At 64.4% G+C, this 19,960-nt stretch carries 14 protein-coding genes; 13 read left to right on the forward strand and 1 reads right to left on the reverse strand.

The annotated features are described in order from the left end of the window. Positions 1-161 precede the first annotated feature (161 nt). Positions 162-773 (reverse strand): acyl-homoserine-lactone synthase, encoded by a 612-nt coding sequence (locus tag RPE78_RS13935; RefSeq protein ID WP_330647120.1) that lies wholly within the window; start codon positions 771-773, stop codon positions 162-164. A gap of 310 nt (positions 774-1,083) precedes the next feature. Here RPE78_RS13935 and RPE78_RS13940 point away from each other — a divergent pair, with 310 nt between their 5' ends. The 13 genes from RPE78_RS13940 to RPE78_RS14000 are packed head-to-tail and all read left to right on the forward strand — an operon-like array spanning position 1,084 to position 19,957. Beyond that, on the forward strand, positions 1,084-1,521 hold the full coding sequence (locus RPE78_RS13940; RefSeq protein WP_339109605.1) for a DUF6041 domain-containing protein: 438 nt from the start codon (positions 1,084-1,086) through the stop codon (positions 1,519-1,521). Positions 1,522-1,524: 3 nt separating this feature from the next. Further along, positions 1,525-3,195 carry an FAD-dependent oxidoreductase gene (locus tag RPE78_RS13945; RefSeq protein ID WP_330647122.1) on the forward strand — a complete coding sequence of 557 codons (1,671 nt, stop codon included), beginning with the start codon at positions 1,525-1,527 and terminating at the stop codon, positions 3,193-3,195. Next, the gene (locus RPE78_RS13950) at positions 3,176-5,875 is read left to right on the forward strand and encodes a PEP/pyruvate-binding domain-containing protein (RefSeq protein ID WP_330647123.1); all 2,700 of its coding nucleotides are present in this window, start codon (positions 3,176-3,178) and stop codon (positions 5,873-5,875) included. Before RPE78_RS13945 ends, RPE78_RS13950 begins: the two co-directional genes overlap by 20 nt. Positions 5,876-5,915: 40 nt before the next feature. Beyond that, the gene (locus RPE78_RS13955; protein ID WP_330647124.1) at positions 5,916-8,369 is read left to right on the forward strand and encodes a hypothetical protein; all 2,454 of its coding nucleotides are present in this window, start codon (positions 5,916-5,918) and stop codon (positions 8,367-8,369) included. A gap of 2 nt (positions 8,370-8,371) precedes the next feature. Then, a complete protein-coding gene (locus tag RPE78_RS13960) occupies positions 8,372-10,906 on the forward strand; it encodes an aminotransferase class III-fold pyridoxal phosphate-dependent enzyme (RefSeq protein WP_330647125.1) in 2,535 nt (844 codons plus the stop codon). A 10-nt stretch (positions 10,907-10,916) separates the two neighbouring features. Then, positions 10,917-11,933, forward strand: a complete 1,017-nt coding sequence (locus RPE78_RS13965) for a methyltransferase (protein ID WP_330647126.1) — start codon at positions 10,917-10,919, stop codon at positions 11,931-11,933. 21 nt (positions 11,934-11,954) lie between these two features. After that, positions 11,955-12,203 carry an acyl carrier protein gene (locus RPE78_RS13970; RefSeq protein ID WP_330647127.1) on the forward strand — a complete coding sequence of 83 codons (249 nt, stop codon included), beginning with the start codon at positions 11,955-11,957 and terminating at the stop codon, positions 12,201-12,203. A 35-nt stretch (positions 12,204-12,238) separates the two neighbouring features. Continuing rightward, positions 12,239-13,876: an aminotransferase class I/II-fold pyridoxal phosphate-dependent enzyme gene (locus tag RPE78_RS13975; protein ID WP_330647128.1), complete on the forward strand. Its 1,638-nt coding sequence runs from the start codon at positions 12,239-12,241 to the stop codon at positions 13,874-13,876. Then, complete coding sequence (locus RPE78_RS13980; RefSeq protein ID WP_330647129.1) at positions 13,869-15,491, forward strand: AMP-binding protein; 1,623 nt, start codon at positions 13,869-13,871, stop codon at positions 15,489-15,491. Before RPE78_RS13975 ends, RPE78_RS13980 begins: the two co-directional genes overlap by 8 nt. Next, positions 15,488-17,869, forward strand: a complete 2,382-nt coding sequence (locus tag RPE78_RS13985; protein WP_330647130.1) for a beta-ketoacyl synthase N-terminal-like domain-containing protein — start codon at positions 15,488-15,490, stop codon at positions 17,867-17,869. Before RPE78_RS13980 ends, RPE78_RS13985 begins: the two co-directional genes overlap by 4 nt. After that, positions 17,860-18,180: a hypothetical protein gene (locus RPE78_RS13990; RefSeq protein WP_330647131.1), complete on the forward strand. Its 321-nt coding sequence runs from the start codon at positions 17,860-17,862 to the stop codon at positions 18,178-18,180. The genes RPE78_RS13985 and RPE78_RS13990 overlap by 10 nt, the downstream gene beginning before the upstream one ends. Beyond that, the gene (locus RPE78_RS13995) at positions 18,177-18,854 is read left to right on the forward strand and encodes a 4'-phosphopantetheinyl transferase superfamily protein (RefSeq protein ID WP_330647132.1); all 678 of its coding nucleotides are present in this window, start codon (positions 18,177-18,179) and stop codon (positions 18,852-18,854) included. Before RPE78_RS13990 ends, RPE78_RS13995 begins: the two co-directional genes overlap by 4 nt. Beyond that, entirely contained in the window at positions 18,851-19,957 is a 1,107-nt protein-coding gene (locus tag RPE78_RS14000; RefSeq protein WP_330647133.1) for a nitroreductase family protein, read from the forward strand. The genes RPE78_RS13995 and RPE78_RS14000 overlap by 4 nt, the downstream gene beginning before the upstream one ends. Positions 19,958-19,960 lie beyond the last annotated feature (3 nt).

Raw genomic sequence — 19,960 nt, forward strand, 5'->3', positions numbered from 1 at the left:
CCGGTCAGCGCTCAATCGATTCCCAAACCACCGCAAAACGACCGGTAGTTTTGAAGAGCAGCGTGCAGTGCGGTTCGAAACCTCTGTGCCGCAAGCAGTCATCACCACACACACAGTTCGGAGTGTCGCATTTTTGGTATTATGGCACGTTGCGATGCCTGTCAGGCGTTGTGGTGCAGCAGCGTTGCCGGATAATCCGGACGCAGGACCGGCATGTGCGGCATCTGCGCTTGCGCAATATTCACGCGCCCCAATCGGGTCGGCACCCCGTCGAATTTCCGCGCATCACCGATATAATCCACGTCATATCCGGCGCGACGGATCAGCCTTTCGAAAATGAATTGCGGCATGACCATCAGGAAATGGTCCAGATCGCGGTTCTGGCCGAATTCATAGATTGTCCGGAAAAGCGAGCTGATCGCATCCTTGCGCTGTGCGGCATTCAACTCGGCAGAACAGCCAAACCTTGTCGCTTCCCAGATCTTCGGGGATTTCGGACAGGCCGGTCCGGGCCATTCCGGCCAGAGCGTCTCGATCATATAGGGCGAGGTTGTCGGCACCAGACGCGACAGGGCGCAAACATGGTCATCCTCGTCCAGCGCCACCACATAATGGGCGGCAGGTGTGTCGAAGCTGTCGAATTCCAGATCCCCGTCCTCCGGCAGATCCCATTCGAGACGTTCCACGAAAATGCGACGGCGGAGCTGGAAATGCTCCAGCCAATAGCGGTGGAATTTCCCCAAATTCAAAGCATTGATCACAACGGTACGCATTCGGTCGGCTCCAGTTTGACACGAGGGTTCAGTCCGAGGTCGTCGCGCCGCAAAAGCCGAAAAGTGCTTATAACCTGACATGATACAACTTTAGGTCACTACGTCACTTCGCAGAGCTTGCGCCACCGGAAGTCGATATCGAAATATCTCATCCATAATTTTTATTAGTTATCCGTGATTTAATGATAAATAACCAATTTTGGTGGTTTTGTTAACCAAAACTTTACGCATTCATGGCGCAGAAATCGCCGCCGGACGACTCAGCTTAAGGTTGATCTTTGGCGACGTAGTGGTAACGGTTGAGGACGTTATGGGGCAGAAAAAACCGCGTGATCTTGTCGATTATGCCCGCTGGATCTCTGGCGGATTATGCCTGGCCGCTGGCATCGCCAAAGCCTTTCCGCAGGTCGAGGATGTTGCCGCCACGCTCGAACTGATGGCCGCCGCCAATGCCGCCAACCTGCTCGGGCCGCTCAGCGCCTTTATCGTCGCACATGTCGCGCTGGTGACAACCCTTGTGGGGCTGGCCCTCGGGTTGACGGGGCTGGCTTTCCTGACCAACCGCTATCTGGTCGTGGCCTGCCTGATCCAGCTCGTCCTGTTCAGCTGTTTCGTGACATTTCTCTTTAGTGCCATTCCCGCCATCCTACTGGTCGATGCGCCCTTCTTTGCGGTCACGCTCTTGGTGCTGTGGCGGGCGCTTGCGGCCCCCCGTGCCCACTCCCACCCCTCGCTTATCAAGGAATAGACCGTGGACCGGCGCATATTTCCAGACACAGCCCCGCGGGTCCTGCCCCTTGTCGATCCGGGGCTCCCCCATATTGCCGTGGTCGGCGCAGGCCTTTCGGGGCTGCGGGCCGCCTACGAGCTGATCAAGGCGGGCGCGCGGGTGACTCTTTACGAGGCCGCCTCGAGCCCCGGCGGCAATGCCTGGCTGGAAACGCATGGCCATCTGGAATTCCCGACGGCGGGCTCGTGCTTTCGCTTTCCGGCACCGGGTTCGGATACGGACACCCTGCTGCGGGAGATCGGGCTGCGCGACAGCTGTCACTCGACGACGCGCTCCATGCAGGTGCTGTTCCGCACCTCGGCCTTGGTCCGCAGCCTGCCGACAATCACTCTGGCCTGCCTCAAGCATCCCAGATCGCTTCTGGACCCGAAGCTCTGGGGGCTGACCGCCAAGCTCTGCCTTGCCAGCCTGACGAACCAGCCGCTGGTCAAGGCGGACAAGTCACTCGGGGATCCGATCTTTCATGATCTCTATACTTTTCTGGACCGCCTCGCGCCGGACGGGGGCAGCTACCCTGCCCTGCCCTGGACGGAAAGCTGCGGTATCTCGCGCGAGGATATGGAACGGCTCGACCGTCTGAGCATAGAGCAGTTCCTGTTCGATCCCGCCGCGCGGCAGACGCTGCCCCGACATCTGCAACCGCCCGCAAAGATCGGTGCGCTGGCCCGCACGGTCATCACCACGACACTGGCGGTCGAAGGGCTGTTGCTGAGCAACTGTTCGGCCTATGTCGGCCTGCATTTCCTTGTGGGCTATCTGCGCGGCGACCTGTTCAGCTGTCGTGGCGGAAACGGCGCCGTGGCCCGCCGTCTGCTGGAGCATCTGTCGCAGACCCCGCGCTTCACCCTGCATCTGGAGGCCGCCGTGTCGGAGGTCTCGCAGAACGAGCGCCGCTATAGCCTCTGCGTCAACGAAGGCGGTCAGGACCGCATCTTCGCCTTCGACGGCGTCGTGGTGGCCACGCCCAAGGATGTCGCGATGCAGATCGTGCAGGGGTTGCCGGTCGGCCAGCTTTCGGCCATGCGCGAGATCGAATATTCGGATTACGCTATCGTCAATGCCGAGCTGTCCCAGCCGATCTGGACCGAGACCTTCGGCGGTTATTTCATTGGCGACACGGCCCCGCGCGCCCAACCCGGCAGCTATTGTCAGGCGGGGGGCATCGTGAATGCCAGCTGGTCGGCCCTCGGGGCGCAGACCGAGCGCGGCGGCCTGACCTTCCTGAAACCCGTGCCGCAGCGCGCCGATCAGGGACGGCTGGCCAATGACCCGCCCGCACAGCTACGGCAGGCCGCCGAGGCCGAGGTCCGGCGGGCGCTGCGGGCCATCGGCGTTGAGGAGACCCTGCTGGAGATGGTCTGGCTGCATCGCTGGCCACGCGGGCTTGTGTCCCCCCGCCCCGGTCAGGTGGCACGCGATCTGTTCAAACAGGCCAGCCAGCCTCTGGGCGCGATCACATTCGCCAATCAGGACAGCGTCGGGGTCGGCGCATTGGAATCCGCGATGGAGGCCGGACGTCAGGCCGCCCAGTATCTGATCACCCATCTTGCCATCCCCCCCCAACGCGCCGAGCGCGCTGGCTCTACCCGCGTATACAAGGAGACACCGCAAGATGTTTATACACCAGCTTGACGGGCGGGCCCCCGATCAGCGCAGCCTACTTGGCGGCAAAGCCCTGTCACTAAACAAGATGGTGGCCGAGGGTCTGCCGGTGCCAGAGGCCTTCTGTATCACGACCGAGGCCTTCACGCATTTTCTGCAAGCCAACCGGCTTGATCCGCAAGATCCCGAGATTGCGGGCAAGGTCACATCCGCGGCCCTTCCTGCCGATCTGGAGGCCGATCTCCGCGCGGCCTATGCGCGTTGGGGCGACCGGCCGGTGGCGGTCCGCTCGTCTGCCGCCGCCGAGGATTCCGCGCAAAGCTCCTATGCGGGGCAGTTCCTGACCTGCCTGAACCTGCGCGGCGCCGACGCGGTCATCGCCGCCATGCGCGCCTGCTGGGCGTCCTATTTCAACGGCGCGGCACAAAGCTATGCCAAACAGCGCGCCGAAGACAGCAGCGCGCCGCTGATTGCGGTTGTCGTGCAGCATATGGTGGATGCCGATATTGCGGGTGTGCTGTTCACGCAGGACCCGATGGCCAATAACGCCCAGACCATGCGGATCGAAGCCGCGTGGGGCGTGGGCGAGGGGCTGGTCTCCAGTCAGGTCAGCACCGACAGCTATATCGTGGCCCGCGACAGCCTGACACTGCTCTCGCATACCATCCGCGCCAAGACCATGAGCACCCTGCCCCAGCGCAGTGGCGGCATCGCCCTTGTCGAGACGCCCGCCCACAAGATCGACAGCCCGACCCTGTCGGAAGACACCGCCTGCAGACTGGCGGGGCTGGCCGACCGGCTTATGCGCTCTGCCGCCTATGCGGGGCTGGATCTCGATATCGAATGGGCCATACAGGGGGACACGCTCTGGATCCTGCAGGCCCGCCCGATCACCACACTGGCACAGGACCAGAACACGAAGGTCTATGCCGATAGCGACGAGACCGACCCCGAGCGCCGTGAAAACGCGCTGTTCTCGCGGATGGATACCGGCGAGATCGTGACCGGCCTGATGTCGCCGCTGGGCCTGTCTTTCTGCCGCTTCTACCAGAACCATATCCACGGGCCGGCGGTCAAAACGATGGGCCTGCGCAAGCTTCTCGAACCGCATACCTTCATGGGGTATGTGCGCGGCCATGTCTATCTGAACATCTCCGCCTCGGCCTTCATGCTCACGCAATGCCCGCCGACCCGCGACATGCGTAAATTCACCCAGCGTTACGCCACCGACGATGTGGATCTGCGCGCCCATACCAACCCCTATGGCGTGCCGCCCAAGGGGCTGGAATATCTGCGGGCGGTCGGGCATTGGGCCCGCCAGCAGGTGCATAACCTGCGCACGGCCGACAAAACCGCCCAGGCGATGGTCCAACAGCGCAAGGCCCGCACCGCCGCCTCTCTGGCGCTGGACCTGCCACAGATGAGCCTGCCCGAACTGAATGCCGAGCTGGAGCGTATCGATATCGCCTTCCGCGCGGCCTGCGCGGCCTATATGCCCTTTTTCCTGCAGAGCTTCGCGCTTTATGACGCGCTGGCCGAGACCTGCCAGAAACTGTTCAAAACGCAGGGCAAGGGGCTGGAAAACCGGATCAAGGCCTCGCTGAACAATCTGCGCACCATCGAGGTCACACGCGGCATCGCAGCCCTTACGGAAACCGTGCGCGCTCAGCCCGCCCTTGCCGACCTGATCCGCCGCACCCCCAGCGCCGATCTGGGCAGGGCGCTGGACAGCACCGCCGAGGGGCGCGCCTTTCTGACCGGCGCGTTCAAGGCGTTCATGGAGGAATTCGGCTCGCGCGGGCGGCAGGAATTCGAGCTGACCCTGCCCCGCTGGGCCGATGATCCCTGTTATATCTTCGATGTGATCCGGCTCTATCTGGAAAACCCCGTGGATGTCGATGCCATCATGGCCCAAAGCGAGGCCCTGCGCGGGGCCGATACTGAGGCGCTGATGGCCAGCCTGTCGCGCAAGGACCGGATGAAGCTGCGCTTCATCATCAAGACCTATGCGAAAATGGCCGATCTGCGCGAGACGGTGCGCCCTGCCTTCATTTGCGAGACATGGTTCTATCGCCGGATCATCGTCGAGGTTCTGGGTCGGCTGGAACGGCAGAATATCCTCAAACAGTCCGATTTCCCCTATATCGACTTTGCCCTGTTCCGCGATTACGTGGCAGGCCGCAAAACCGCGCAGGAGGCCTTCCCTCCGGCGCTGATCATGGCCAACCGCCGCGAGAACCTGATCAACCTGCGCTCGGAAGAGCCGCCGATGGCCCTGCTGGGCGGCTATGTCCCGCAACCTGCCGAAAGCGTGAAAATCGCGGAAGATGGGCAGCTGAACGGCATGGGCGCAAGCCCCGGCATCACCGTGGGCACCGCCCGCGTGATCACCGATCTGCCGCATCAGGCGCAAAGCTTCAAGAAGGGCGAGATTCTGGTGGCCCGATTTACCGATGCCTCATGGACGCCGCTGTTCACGCTGGCCAGCGGCGTGATCACCGATATCGGTTCGGCGCTGTCGCATAGCTCGATCGTGGCGCGCGAATTCGGCATTCCGGCCGTGGTCAATACCCGCACGGCCACAGCCCAGATCCGCACCGGCGATATCGTCGAGATCGATGGCGACCGTGGCATCATCTCGGTCGAACGCCAGAGCGCCGCCAGCCCCCTCCAGCCCCCCGTCGATCTCCCCCTGACCGTTCCGGCCTGACAGGTCCAGCAGACATCCCTTCGACCCTAAGGAAGATATTATGGATATTTGCGTCAGCGTCATAGTTGTCACGCGCAATGCAGACCTGTTCCACGCCGGTGCCTCGGTGATTTCCGACCTGCGCGACACATTGTTCGACGAGGTCACGCTGGACAGTGACTGGAGCGTGCTGGACCACGCCATGCCCGAGGCCGGACCGCATTACCAGACGGCGCGGACCCGCGCGATCCGCGCCCTTGCGGGGCATCAGAACCGGCTTTCGCTGAATGTCGTGCATGCCCAGAGCCTGTCGGGCGCGCTTGACAGGCTTCAGGCCTGTGACCGGCGCGATAACGTGCATCACATCGGTATGGCCTATATCGATTATTCCGACCCCTATCACGCAGGGCGTTCGACCGCCGAGATCGAGAATGATCTGAACTGGTTCTATGACCGGCTGCGCGCGCGCAACCTGCAGGCGTTCCAGACGCCGACCTCGACCGCCGTGTTCCAGTCGGCGGAGATGCCGCATTACCATATCCACCCGATGAATTTCATCCGCTGCCTGCTGCCCGGCGATATGGATGTGCTGCGCGCCCATCTGCTGTCGCTATGGATGGATTTCTACGAACTGAGCCTTGCCAATCGCAAGATCCGTCCCGGTAGCCAGAAACGCCCCACCAGCCTTATGGCCTCGACGCTTGCGGCGTTTCTGGCGCAGCAGGCGGGGTCGAACTGGGTCTTGCAATATTACACCGGCTCTGTGGTCTCCAGCCTGATCACAGCGTTCGAGGATCAGGCCGCCGCGCAGAACGTGCCTGTCCTGCGCGGCCCGAACGAGCATTCTCTGGCCTGCGGGGCGATGGCCAACTGGCAGCTTTACGAAAAGCCCTCGGTCACCATCGTCACCTCGGGAATGATCGATGAATTCCGCGGCACTTTTGCCAATCTCTACGAGACCCGCGCGCGCGGTTTCCTGATCTGCGCCGAACAGAAACCGGCGCTGTGGTATGCGTTCCAATCCACCATCAACCCCGAATTCGACAGTCGCGACGTGCTGCATGCGCGCGGTGTGCCCTTTGTCTATATCAGCGAGCCGCAGGATCTGGCGCGGGGGCTGGAACAGGCGATGGCGCTTTATGCCGCAGATCGCGGACCGGTGGTCATTCTGGCCACGCAGGCCGTCATGAATATGGCCGCGCCGCCCACCCCCCGCGTTCCCGCCCCCTGCATCCCCGTCCCCGCACAGGACCAGACGCAAAGCCACGCGCCGCCCGCCGCGCTGGATGATCTGGTCGATCTGGTCAATGGCGATGCCGAACGCCTGCTTTTACAGCCCGGCGCATTGCCGCCCCGCTGCCGCCAGCTTGTGACCGAGCTGGCCGAGGCAAGCGGCATCGCGCTGGTCGACAGCATCCTGCATCCGGGCATGGTGGCCAGCCATCACAACGGGCGTCCCAACCCCAATTATCTCGGCACGCTTGGTGTTTATGGCTTTTCCGATCCGGTCTACCGCTATCTGTATCGCGGCGGCCGGATTGCCCCGCGCGAGACGCAGGCGCTGATTTTCATGGAGGACAAGATCTCGCAGGCGGCCACGCCTTTCGGTGAAAGCAAGCTGCGCCAGCAGTTCCAGATTGCGCAGATCGTCCGCCGCAGCGACCACCTCGCCCCCTTTGCCGATCTGGCGATCCGCCACGACCCCGAAGCCGCCCTTGCCTATCTTCTGGCGCGGCTGGATATCTCCGACGCCCTGCTGGCCCGCCGCCGTGCTGCGATCGCACTGGCCCGCGAGGGCGAGAAGGACCTGTCCAGCAGCCTGCCCGTCCTGCCGATGACACCCAATTATTTCTTCGGTCAGCTGGGCGCGCTCCTGCGCCATATGATCGAGGCCGAGGGCTACGATTTCACGGGGCTTTACGATGTGGGACGCTGCGGCATCTCGGCCATCCGCAACCTGCCCAGAACCCGCGCGGGCTTTTCGGGCTGGTACGGGCGGGCGCTGATGGGCGATGCCTATACCGCAACGGTCGCATTGGCGCAGACCGCCGCCACCGATCTGCTGGTCTTTGTCGGGGACGGGGCACGCGCTCTGGTGCCCGACATCCTGCCCAGCCTGCTGGAAAACGCCCTTGCCAACGGGGCGCGCCGCGACCTGAGCGTGACCATTTTCGTGCTGGCCAATAGCGGCCTCTCGGCCATCAATTCGTATCAGGAGCGGATCCTGTTCAACCGCACGTCCCGGCAGATGCGGGTGCTCAATCTGGGCACGCAGGACAGCCAGCAGGATATGTGCGGCTATCAGGTCGTGACCCGCGCCATCAACACATTCGACCCCGACGCCCTGCGCCATGATCTACGCAAACGCGGGCGGATCAATCTCTTTACCGTCAATCTGGCCCATAACAACGAGGGCGACGGCATGTCTCTGGCCCATGTTTCGGGCTGGCAGCAAGACCAACTGGCGGGACGGCGCAACCGCCCGCTCCGCGCCCATACCGAAGAAAGGATCTAGCCATGCGCTTCGGTTTCATCGCCCATCCGACCTCTGTCCCTTTGAAACGCTATGTGAAAATGCTCGATCTGGTGCAGCGCAGCAGCCAGGATTTCCACAGCGGCTATTCGCGCGATCTCTGGTCGCATAACAACCTTGTGCCCTTCATGAATTTCGACCGCATCGTCAGCGCGACAGGGGCCGAGACCTCGGGTCAGGTGCGCTATCTGCCGCTGACCGCACAGGAAATGATCCATGACGCTCAAGGCAGCCTGCGCCGCGTCATCCAAGGCACGAAATCGCTGGCCGCTGACGGGGCCGATCTGGTCGGGCTGGGCGGGTTCACCTCTATCGTCGGGCGTCGCGGGATCGAGGTCGCCAATGCCAGCCCCGTTCCTGTCACCAGCGGCAATTCCCTGACCGCTTATGCCGCCTATCGGGCGCTGCAACAGGTCATGCGCTGGATGCAGCTACGCCCCAGCGATCACCGTGTCTGCATCGTGGGCTATCCCGGCTCTATCGCGCTGGTGATTGCGCGGTTGCTGCTGGAGGAAGGCGTCGAACTGGATCTTGTCCACCGCCAAGGGGCCAAACCCGAGGATCTGCTCGCGCATCTGCCCGAACGCTGGCACCACAAGCTGCGCCTGAGCGGCGATATCTCGGCCTTCTATGGCGAGACCCGCTTTTTCGTGGCCGCCACATCGGCGGGCGGGGTGATCGACGCACATCGCCTTGCCGCCGGTTCGATCGTGATCGATGTGGCGCTGCCGCGCGATGTCGAGGAAAGCGTGGCCACCCAGCGCGAGGATATCCTGATCATCGATGGCGGCTGTGTGACCGCTTCCGATCAGGTGCGGATCGGCGGCGAAAGCCTGAACCTGACCATCAAGCAGCAACTCAATGCCTGTCTGGCCGAAACGCTGGTGCTGGCGCTGGAAGGCCGCGCCGAGATCTATTCCATCGGGCGCAGTCTGGACAGCGAGAAGGTGCTGGCGATTGGCGAGATCGCCCAGCGGCATGGCTTTGCCCCCGATCCGCTGGCCTCCTATGGCCAGCGCGTCGAGCCCTCGTTCGTTGCCAGCTTCCGCCGCTATCACTGCACCGACCGCCCAAAGGAAAGCGGGCTGACCGCGCAACCGATCCTCCCCGAACGCCACAGCCAGACCCATTATGATACCGCGCAGCGTTTCCGCCGCCATATCAACCCCTATCTGGCCGATTTCCTGCAGACCCTGCATTGCGACCGCGTCTTCGAGACGGCGCAGGGCGTGGTGCTGACCGATACCGAGGGGCAGGACTATCTGGATTTCGTGGCGGGCTATGGCTGCCTCAATCTGGGGCATAACCCGCCCGCCGTGGTGACCTCGCTACAGGCGTTTCTGGCCGGATCGCAGCCCAATTTCGTGCAATATGTCTCGTTCCCAAAACAGACGGCGCTGCTGGCCGAGCGGCTGTGCCAGACCGTGGGCGGGCGGATGGAGCGGGTGTTCTTCTCGAATTCGGGCACCGAGGCCATCGAGGCCGCGCTGAAACTGGCGCGCGCCGCCTCCGCGCACCACATCATCGCCCATGTCGAGAACAGCTATCATGGCAAGACCCTCGGCGCGCTTTCGGTGACCGGACGCGACAAACACCAGCGCCCGTTCCGCCCGCTGCTGCCGGGCACGGTCTCTGTGCCCTTTGGCGATCTGGACGCGCTGGAAGCGGTTCTGTCGCAAGGCGATATCGCGGCGTTCATCGTCGAGCCGATCCTGGGCGAAGGCGGGGTGCATGTGCCGCCCGAGGGCTATCTGCGCGGCGTCCGCCAGCTGTGTGACCGCTATGGCGTGCTGCTGATCCTTGACGAGGTGCAGACCGGCATGGGGCGCACGGGGCGTTTTCTGGCCAGCCAGTGGGAGGGCATCCATGCCGATATCCTGTGCCTGTCGAAATCGCTCTCGGGCGGTCTGATGCCGATTGGCGCGACGCTGTGCCGTGCGGAGACATGGGACCGTGCCTATGGCAGCAGTGACCGCTTCGTGGCGCATAGCTCCACCTTTGGAGGTGGCAATATGGCCGCAGTTGCGGGGCTTGCCACGCTGGAGGCGATGGCCGACGGGACGGTGATGGACAATGCCCATCGGGTCGGTGAGGCGCTGCGCCACAAGCTGGCCGAAGCCACCGCCGAATTCCCCTTTATCGGCGAGATCCGCGGCAAGGGTCTGATGCTGGCGGTGGCCTTTGCCGCCGACTTCTCGGGGGCGGTCTCGGCAGGGGCGCATGAATTTGCCACCCGCCTGCCCGGCGACTGGCACATGACATGGCGCTTCCTGCCCGATCAGGTCCGCGAGAACCTGCTGGACGCGATGCGCCGCTTCGAAGGGTCGCTGTCGGAAATGTTCTGCATGCGCTTCGTCACCAAGCTGGCACAGGATCACAACATCCTCACCTTCGTCACCGCGAATTCCAACACCGTCATCCGTCTGCAACCCCCTCTGACGCTGACGCAGGATCAGGCCGACCGTTTCGTCGAGGCCTTCCGTGCCGTCTGCGCCGACATGTCGACCTTCCTGAACTGAGGACCAATTCATGGACACTCCCCTTGCCCATGTCAGCGGCACCCTGTTGTCATTTTTCAACGCACAGGCGCTGATCAGTGGCTACGAGCTTGGCATTTTCGAGGCCGCCCGCGACGGGGCCGAGGCCCGCGAGATCTGCGCCACCTGCGCCCTGCCCGAAAGTTCGGGCCAGCAACTGCTGATCGCGCTGGCAACGATGGGCTTTCTGAGCCGCACCCAAGCGGGCTTCGCGCTGCCCGCCGATCTGCGCCCCTATCTGCTGCGGGACGGCGCAGCCTATATGGGCGGGCTGGCCCGCCATGCGGCCAAATTCCTCTACCCGCTCTGGGGACAGGCCGCCGCTGGCATCCGCGAGAACCGCAACCAGCGCGAGAAGGTCTTCAACGACCCGCGCAAATGGTTCGAGATGCTGTATTCGGACCCTGCCGATGTCGCGGATTTCCACGCCTTCCTCAGCGTGCTGGCCGATCCTTTCGTGGAAAGCTTCACCCGTGACTTCGACTTCACCCCCTATCGCAGCTTCCTCGATATCGGCTCGGGGCGCGCCGCATTGCCGCGCGCGGTGCTGGCGGCCAATCCGCGGCTTGACGCCGCGGTCTGCGACCTGCCCGAGGCCGCGACCCATATGCGCAAGGAACTAGCGCAGGCGGGCATGGACGGGCGCATCGCGGTGTATGAAGGGGATGTGATCACGGGGAACCTGCCCGAGATTTCGGCCGATCTCGTGCATATGGGCTGGATGCTGCATGATTACAGCGCCGAGACCCAAGCCACGATCCTGTCCAACCTCTTTGCAGCCCTGCCCCCCAAAGCCACCTTCATCGCCAGCGAGACACCGCTTGATGATGACCTGTCCGGCCCCGCCTTTGTCGCTCTGTTGTCGATCAATATGCTCGTCTCCTGCGATGGCGGCATCGAAAGCACGACGGGGCAATATCTCGAACGTTTCCGCGCGGCGGGCTTTGTGAACGTGCGTGCCGCATCGCTGGCGGGACCGCGTGTCCTGCTGATCGGCGAAAAACCCTGACCCTGAAGACTGGACCCGATTATGGAACAACAGATCCTTGAGATTATCGAAGAGAATTACGGCCTTGGCCAAGATCAGGCGCTGACGCCCGACACGCCGCTGCTGGAGCTGAACATTCTCGATTCCAGCGCCTTCTTCGACCTGATCGAGCTGCTTCAGGCGCAGTTCGACATTCAGGTGCCGCTGACGAAAATCGTGCCGGAAAACTTTGCCGATATCCGCGCGATTGCCCGCATGACCACCGAGTTGATGACACCGGGCGTGGCCTGACACGTCCTGCGGACGCCCCCAACAGGAGAGATGAGATGAGCGACGACCAGACCACCCTGGACCTTTCGCGTGACGAAACCGCGCTCGCGCTGACCCTTACGGTCGTGCAGCACCATACCGGCTACAGCCCCGAACAGCTTTCGCCCGAGGCCGAATTCGAGGCCGATCTGGGCATTGACAGCATCGTCCTGCTGGAGATCCATTCCGATCTGATGGGCCGGTGCAACTGTGCAGGGGGCAGTCTGGACGGGATCCGTTCGATCCGTGATCTCACCCGCCAGCTGCTGGAGCGGCTTGGCGCTGCACCCCTGCCCGAATTGGCGGCGCAACCGGCCCCGAGCGGGGCGGCGGATCTGGTCGACACCCTGCTCAATGCCGCGCAGGACGCCCCCACCGAGGACGTGCGCCCCGTTGCGCCGCAAGACACCCGCACCATGCGCGATTTTGCCGACCTGCCCAGCCGTGACCTGTTCCATAAGGCCAGGGAATTCAGCGCCTTCTATCAGGCCCAGCGGACGCAGGGCTATTACTGGTACGGAATGCCGCTGGAGACCCCCTGCCAGAACCGCGCGGTGATTTTTGACGAGGTGGCGGGCCGCCCCCGCGAATTCCTGATGTTCGCTTCGAACAACTATCTCGGGCTGGCCAATGACCCGCGGGTGCTCGAGGCCATCCGCGATGCCGCAACCCGCTATGGGGCGACCAATACCGGCTGCCGCCTGATTGGCGGGTCGAATATCCTGCATAAAGAGCTGGAAACAAAACTGTCGCTGCTGAAGGGCACCGAGGATTCCATCGTGTTCCCCTCCGGCTATTCCGCCAATCTGGGCACGATCTCGGCGCTCTGTTCGCAGCGTGACATGGTCTTTACCGATGCGATCAACCATATGAGCATCCAAGATGGCTGCAAGCTGTCGGGGGCCTCGCGCAAGATCTACCAGCACAGCATCGCCTCGCTGGAACGCACGCTGGAACGCAGTGCCGATGCCGAGGGCGGGCGCCTGATCGTGACCGATGGCGTGTTCTCCATGCATGGCGATATCGTCGATCTGCCGCGTCTGGTGGAGCTGGCGCGCAAATACGACGCCAAGGTGCTGGTGGATGATGCCCATTCCACCGGTGTGCTGGGCAAGACGGGGTCGGGCACCAGCGAGCATTTCGGGATGAAGGGGCAGGTCGATCTGGAACTGGGCACCTTCTCGAAAACGCTCGCAGGCGTTGGCGGCTTTGTCGCGGCGCGGGCCGAGGTGGTGGAATATCTGCGCTTCTACGCCAATTCCTATGTGTTCGCCGCCACCATCCCGGCCCATGTCGCGGCAGGGTTGATCATGTCGATCGAGCTGATGATGACCGAGCCGCAACGGCTGGCCACGCTCTGGCGCAATATCGACCATCTCAAAAGCCGCCTGCTGCGGGCGGGCTTCGATCTGGGCGAGACCCAGAGCGCGATCCTGCCCGTCGTCATCGGTGATGACCGCAAGACACTGGAACTGGGGCGTGCGGTCCGGTCACGCGGGATGTTCTGCCAGACCGTGGTCTTCCCCGGCGTGGCGGTGGGCGATGCACGGCTGCGTATTTCGGTCACCTCGGAACATACGCTGGAAGATCTCGATCTGGCCGCCCAGATCCTGATCGAAAGCGCCAAGGAAGTGGGGATCGAGGTCGATGACTGACATCTCCCGCCAGCAGGCCGCGCCGTTCACACCGGTCACACAGGGGCTGCGCGTTCATGCAGCCCGCACGCCCGAGGCCCCGTGCCTGAAGGGCGAGACGCCGCTGTCCTATGGCGCGCTTTACACACAGGTCGCGCGTCTGGCCGGTCACCTGCAGATCGCGGGCCTCTCGGAAGGGCATCGCCTCGCGATCTGGACCCAGAAGGGCCCGCAGGCGATCACCGCGATCTGGGGGGCGCTGGAAGCGGGGCTTGCCTATATCCCGCTTGACCCCTCGCAACCGGGCGAGCGGGCGGCAAGAATTCTGGCCGAGGCGCACCCCGAGGTGCTGGTGGTCTCGCCCGATCTTCTGGCCCATCTGCCCGGTCCGCTGCCCGACAGCCTGCAACTGGTCATCTTCAGCGATTGTGCCGACACGGCGGAACTGCCCGCGCTTCCGGTGCCCAGCCTGCGGCTCGACCGGCTGGCTCCGGTGCCGCACCACCCTGCACAGCCGCAACCCGACTGGATTGCCGCGATCCTGTTCACCTCGGGCTCGACAGGTGTGCCGAAGGGCGTGCAGATGTCCTATCGCAATCTCGATGCCTTTATCGGCTGGGCAGTCAAGGAATTCAGCCTCGGCCCCGCCGATGTGATCGGCAACCATGCCAGCTTCCACTTCGATCTCTCGACCTTCGATCTGTTCGCGGCGGCGCGGGCGGGGGCCTCTGTCTGGCCGATCCCCACAACAGAGCAATCCAATATCATCGCCATTTCCGAGGGGCTGAAGCGGTATAGGGTGACAACAGTTTATGCCGTGCCCTCGATCCTGACCATGCTGACCCGTGCCAAGCGGCTGGCCCCTGCCCATGCCCCGGCGCTGCGCCAGATCGCCTTCGCAGGCGAGGTCTTCCCGATTGGCGATCTGCGCGCGATGGCCGCGCAGGTCGGGGCGGATATGCCGCTTTACAATCTCTATGGTCCGACAGAGACCAATGCCTGCACGTTCCATCGCATAACCCCTGCCGATCTGGCAGCCGACCATCCCGCCCCGATTGGCCGCCCCCTTCCCGGCCAGCGCGCGTTCATCCGCGACCCCGAGACCGGCCATGCCGTAGCGCCGGGCGAAAAGGGCGAACTGGTCATCGAAGGGACGATGGTCACGCCCGGCTATCTCAACCATCCCGACCCCGCGATCCAGCGCGATCATGCGGCAGGGCGCCATGCGACGGGGGACATCGTGTCCGAACAGCCCGAAGGTCTGGTCTATCACGGGCGCATCGACCGGATCGTCAAGATCAACGGCAACCGTGTCGAGCTGGGCGAGATAGAGGCCGCGCTGGCCCGCCATCCGGCGGTAGCCCAAGCGGCCGTGGTGCAGATCCTCGGCCCGCGCGGGGCGGCACTGGTGGCCTTTGTCACTCCGGTCCATGCCGCGCATCCGCCCGCGCAAATGGAGATCTTGGAGCATCTGCGCGACCTCCTGCCCCGCTTCATGCTGCCCCGCCATATGAAGATCATGTCGGATCTGCCGCGCACCCCCAATGGCAAAACCGATATGCGCCACCTCCAGCGTATCGCGGAAGATGCCTTCCTGCCGGGCCCGCGCCACAGCCACAGGGTCGAACCCGTATGACCCAGCCCCCCCGCACCCTTGCAGGCACCAGCCCCGCAACGCCATATCCACAGACCCGTCTGGCCTGCAAACTGGCGATTGTCGCGGCCAGACACGCGGTAGCGGGGCCGGTGCAACCCTATCCGCCGAACCGGCTGGCGGCCTGCGACCCGCGGATCGCGGCGGAACTGTCCGGCCTACGGGTGGCGCTTCTGCCCCCGCCTCCCTGCCCGGCGGCAAGTTTCCGGATCCCGCCGATCTACGAACGGGCCGTCTCTATGCTGACGCTCAATCTGCTCTGGCTCGCGCGCGAGGCGGTTTCGGCGCAGCCGCTTTCGGACCATGCGGACCGCACCGACATCCTTGTCACCATCTGCGGCGGGTTCGATGCCACATTGCGCAATGCGCTCAAGGTGGCGGGCGTGCGCGCATTGGCCCAGTCCCCGCCCAAGCCTCTGGCGCAGGGCCGCAAGCGTTTGCAGGAGGCCTTCGGCTCGACCACCCATGACAAGGTCGGCGAGATGGCCAGTATCATCGCCGCCCGCATCGGCATCGAAACCAAGGCACGGGGCCGGATTCTGGCGCTGGAAAATGCCGAGGCCGGTCTGGTCAACGCCTTACAGATGGCCTCGCTCAACCTGAGTGACGGAAGCAGCGACAGGGTGATCATCGGCACCGGCCAGCGTATCGAAGGGGCGCATATGGCGGCGGCGCTACAGCATCGCTTCGGGCCGGATCTGGTGCTGGAGGAAGGCGCAAGCCTTCTGGTCCTGCGCAGGCTCGATCTGGCGCAAAAGGACGGCGACCCCATTCTGGGCGTGATCGAGACCGCCGATCTTGGTGCAGTCGACCCCGTTCAGCCCCCCGCTCCGACAGGGCGTTACGGGCTGGGCCACGAGGTCGCACGCCAGTTGCGGGACGCGCTGGAAACCCTGCCACAAACCGGACAGGCCGTGCTTGCGGGCCGTTCGCTTTACGGACAGCGCTGGCAGTTGCGCCTGTCGCGCGACGCCCAGCACGGCACTGAGAACGGCGCACAAACCAACGCCTCCCCGCCCCCGCGCGCCGCCCCCTTGGCCATTCTGGGCAGCGGGGCCTGCTATGGCCCCTTCACCACGCGCGCGCAGGTCGGTCAGGCGTTTCGCGACGGCGAAAATGGCATCGGCCCTGTCAGCGCGGAAGCCCTGCCCCGCAGCTGTGCCTTCGATCCCCAGAAACAGGCCCCCCTGACCAGCTATTCCGATCAGGGGGCCGAAAGCCCTGTCACGGCGGCTCCCGATGCCACCCGCGCCTTGGCCTACAGGGTCGCGAAGGAGGCGCTGTCTCAGGCGGGGGCCACGCCGGACTGGGGGCGCTGGTCGATCATTCTGGCAACGCAGCTTTGCACCAATCTGGAACGTCAGGTCTCGAACGCGGTGCACCAAAGCGCGCTCGAGGCCATTCTGGGCAGCGATATCGCCCCGCCGCCCACCCCGACGCCCGCCCCGCTGCCGCAGACCCCGCTTTGCGAGATGCTCCCGAGCCATCTGGTCAGGCAGCTCAGTGTGGAATTCGGGCTGGCGGCCAGCGGCCTGACGGTCGAAAGTGCCTGTGCCTCATCACTGGCGGCGCTGGATCTGGCCCGCGCCCAGTTGCGCGCGGGGCAGGCCGATGCGGTGCTGGTGATTGCGGCGGAAACCCCGATCAACCAGCGCGATTTCACGCTCTGCTCGGCGCAAAGGATGCTCTCGGCGGGCCGCATCGCGCCCTTCTGCCAGACTGCGGATGGTTTCTCGCCCGGGGACGGGGCGGGCGCGGTGGTGCTGCGGCGGCTGGCGGATTGCGCCACCGAGACCAGCGAGGCCAGCACGATCGAAGGGGTCATTCTGGGCATTGGCGGGTCGTCGGATGCGCTGTCCTTTACCGCCCCCGATGCCAGCGGCCAGATGCGGGCGATGCAGCGTGCGCTGGAAGATGCGGCCATTGCCCCCGAGACGGTCAGCTATGTCGAGGCGCATGGCACCGGCACCCGACGCGGCGACGGGATCGAGATCGAGGCGCTGAATGCGGTCTATGCCGCGCAGCGCCACGGAGCGGCCAGTCTGGGTTCGGTCAAATCGCTGATCGGGCACAGCTTTGCAGCCGCCGGTATGGCGGGGCTGTTCCGTGCGCTGGAGGCCGTACAGACAGGACAGACCCCGCCCACCCTGCTGCGCGGCGCGCTGAGCACGGAACTGGGGCTGGAGGCTGGAGGCTGGCAGATCCGTCCGACAGCGGACACCTCTTCCCCTGCGGACCGCATGCCCGCCCCCCATCGCCGCGCCGCCGTCAATGCGCTTGGCACGGGTGGCACGAATTTTCACATGATTATCGAAGCAGCCCCCGCTGCATTGGACGAAACGGATCATATATGCATTTGATTATCCACAAAATCCGCCTGCTCGCCCCCGAACAGGCCGCGGCCTTCGAAGCATGGGTGCTCGGCACCGATTACGCGACCTGCCCGCAGCTGCCCAGCGTCGAGGCCTTCAGCGTCCAGCGTGCCGATGCCGGACAGGGCTTCGACTATTTCGAGGTCATCACCGTCACCTCGCAAGCCGCCTTCGAGGCCGATATGGCCAGCGCGGCCTTTGCCAGCCTCGTCGCGGCATTTTCCGGCATGGCCGAGGTTGTCGAAGAGCTTTCCGGCGCGCAGCTTGGTCAGGGCTACCGGCGCGCGGCCTGCCTATGATCACCGTCACCCATCTGCGTCTTGGCCCCCATTGCCCCACCGCCCTGACGTTACAGGACGGGCCAAGCGACAGGCTGCGCAGCTTGGCCGCAAAGGTGCTATCCCCACCCGAGCACGATCTGTGGCACAGTTTCGGACAGCACAAGAAGCAGCGCGAGTGGCTGGCCGGTCGACTGGCCGCCAAGATCGCATTGCGGCGACAGATGCCCCGCTTGGGCCCCTTGCGGACGCTCTCGCTGCTGCCGCGCGAGGGGCGCAGCGGGCCGGTGGCGGGGCCGCAGGGCTGGCAGGTGTCTCTGGCCCATAGCGGCGCATACGCGCTGGCTGCCTGCGCGCGCCATCCTCTGGGGGTCGATATCGAGACGCGGACCACGTTCCGGCCCGAGATCCTGCCCTATTTCCTGAGCACGACCGAGCGCGATCTGCTGGGCCAGCTCCCCCCGAACGACCCGCGTCTGCCAGTGCTCTGGGCGGTCAAGGAAGCCGTGCTGAAAACCCGCCTTGCCCGCAGTCTCGCCGAGATTTCCGACATCTTCTGGACAGGCTGGGGCCACGGCTGCCGCATCGCCGTCAGGGATGCCCGCCTGCCCTGCCTGACCGCGTTTGGCGGGATCTGGCGCGGCACGGCGGTTGCGGTGGCCTCGGCACATATCCGCACGGAGGCCCGCGCATGACGCAGATCCCACCGCTGATCACCCAAGCCGCCTCGATCGCACGATGGGCACCGTCATCTCATAATTGCCAGCCGTGGCAGGTCAGCCTGCAGGCCCTGCCGCAGGAGCGCAGCTATCAGGCGCTTCTGACACTGGATGAGACGGCCCGTCTGGCGGCGCTGGACACGCTTGCGGCGGAGATGGCCCTGAGCCTCGGGCTGTTTGCAGGCATTTTCTGCCATGTGCTGGACTTGGGCGGCGCGCAATGGCGCTGCCATGTCGAAGGGGACAGGGCGCTGCGGATCACGATCACCCTGCCGGCTGTGGAAACGCGCACGGGGCTGGATGCCTTTGCCGAACAGGTCCGCAACCGGCGCACCACCCGTGGCCCCTTCGCCGCAACCCCCATCAGCCGCGCCGATTGCGCGCGTCTGGCGGCACGCCACTGGCCACTGCTGGGCACCGGCCAGCCGGCCGACCTAAGGATCATCCAAGACCCGCAGACCCGTCAGAAGGTGGCCGCTCTTGTGGCCCATTACGGGGCGCTGGATTTCTCGAATTTCGCCGCATGGTCAGAGACCTACCGCCATATCCATTTCCAGCCCGCGCCACAGGTCGCAAAAACGCGCGGCTTCCCGATCGAGGCGCTGCTCGGGCCGCTACCGACGTTCAGGCGCAAGCTGCTACAACTGCTTCTGCATCCGGTCACGATGCAATGCCTGCGCCCGTTCGGGCTGGCGCGGACATTGGCACGCGAACTGGCCGATCTGGTGCGCACCACCCCTGCCATCCTGATCTTGCAGGCACGGACACCGAACCTGTCCTTTGGCGATCTGCTGGAAACCGGCAACCGGCTGGCCGAGCTGTGGCTGGCGGCGGCGCAGCTGGGGTTGCAGATCCATCCGCTGAGCGTGCTTCTCCAACACGCGCGCCCGCGTGACGCATTGCGCCTATCGCTCCGGCTCACGGAGTGGCCCTGTTTCATCGCCCGTCTCGGGGCACAAAAACCGGCGGAGATCGTCACCCCGCGCGTGGAAACCAGTGTGATCCTGCATGCGACCTCCGCGCAGCGCGACCCCTGTGCCGCTCCCTATGCCGACCATTCCCCCTTACTGTCTGACTGAAGG

This window comes from Thioclava litoralis, assembly GCF_045278885.1.
Lineage (GTDB): Bacteria > Pseudomonadota > Alphaproteobacteria > Rhodobacterales > Rhodobacteraceae > Thioclava > Thioclava litoralis.

Bases quoted from the DNA above. Each gene is read 5' to 3' on its own strand.
- RPE78_RS13955 (WP_330647124.1), top strand. From the start codon at position 5,916: ATGGATATTTGCGTCAGCGTCATAGTTGTCACGCGCAATGCAGACCTG.
- RPE78_RS13990 (WP_330647131.1), top strand. From the start codon at position 17,860: ATGCATTTGATTATCCACAAAATCCGCCTGCTCGCCCCCGAACAGGCC.
- RPE78_RS13975 (WP_330647128.1), top strand. From the start codon at position 12,239: ATGAGCGACGACCAGACCACCCTGGACCTTTCGCGTGACGAAACCGCG.
- RPE78_RS13985 (WP_330647130.1), top strand. From the start codon at position 15,488: ATGACCCAGCCCCCCCGCACCCTTGCAGGCACCAGCCCCGCAACGCCA.
- RPE78_RS13960 (WP_330647125.1), top strand. From the start codon at position 8,372: ATGCGCTTCGGTTTCATCGCCCATCCGACCTCTGTCCCTTTGAAACGC.
- RPE78_RS13940 (WP_339109605.1), top strand. From the start codon at position 1,084: ATGGGGCAGAAAAAACCGCGTGATCTTGTCGATTATGCCCGCTGGATC.
- RPE78_RS13965 (WP_330647126.1), top strand. From the start codon at position 10,917: ATGGACACTCCCCTTGCCCATGTCAGCGGCACCCTGTTGTCATTTTTC.
- RPE78_RS13935 (WP_330647120.1), bottom strand. From the start codon at position 773: ATGCGTACCGTTGTGATCAATGCTTTGAATTTGGGGAAATTCCACCGC.
- RPE78_RS13995 (WP_330647132.1), top strand. From the start codon at position 18,177: ATGATCACCGTCACCCATCTGCGTCTTGGCCCCCATTGCCCCACCGCC.
- RPE78_RS13950 (WP_330647123.1), top strand. From the start codon at position 3,176: ATGTTTATACACCAGCTTGACGGGCGGGCCCCCGATCAGCGCAGCCTA.
- RPE78_RS13980 (WP_330647129.1), top strand. From the start codon at position 13,869: ATGACTGACATCTCCCGCCAGCAGGCCGCGCCGTTCACACCGGTCACA.
- RPE78_RS14000 (WP_330647133.1), top strand. From the start codon at position 18,851: ATGACGCAGATCCCACCGCTGATCACCCAAGCCGCCTCGATCGCACGA.
- RPE78_RS13970 (WP_330647127.1), top strand. From the start codon at position 11,955: ATGGAACAACAGATCCTTGAGATTATCGAAGAGAATTACGGCCTTGGC.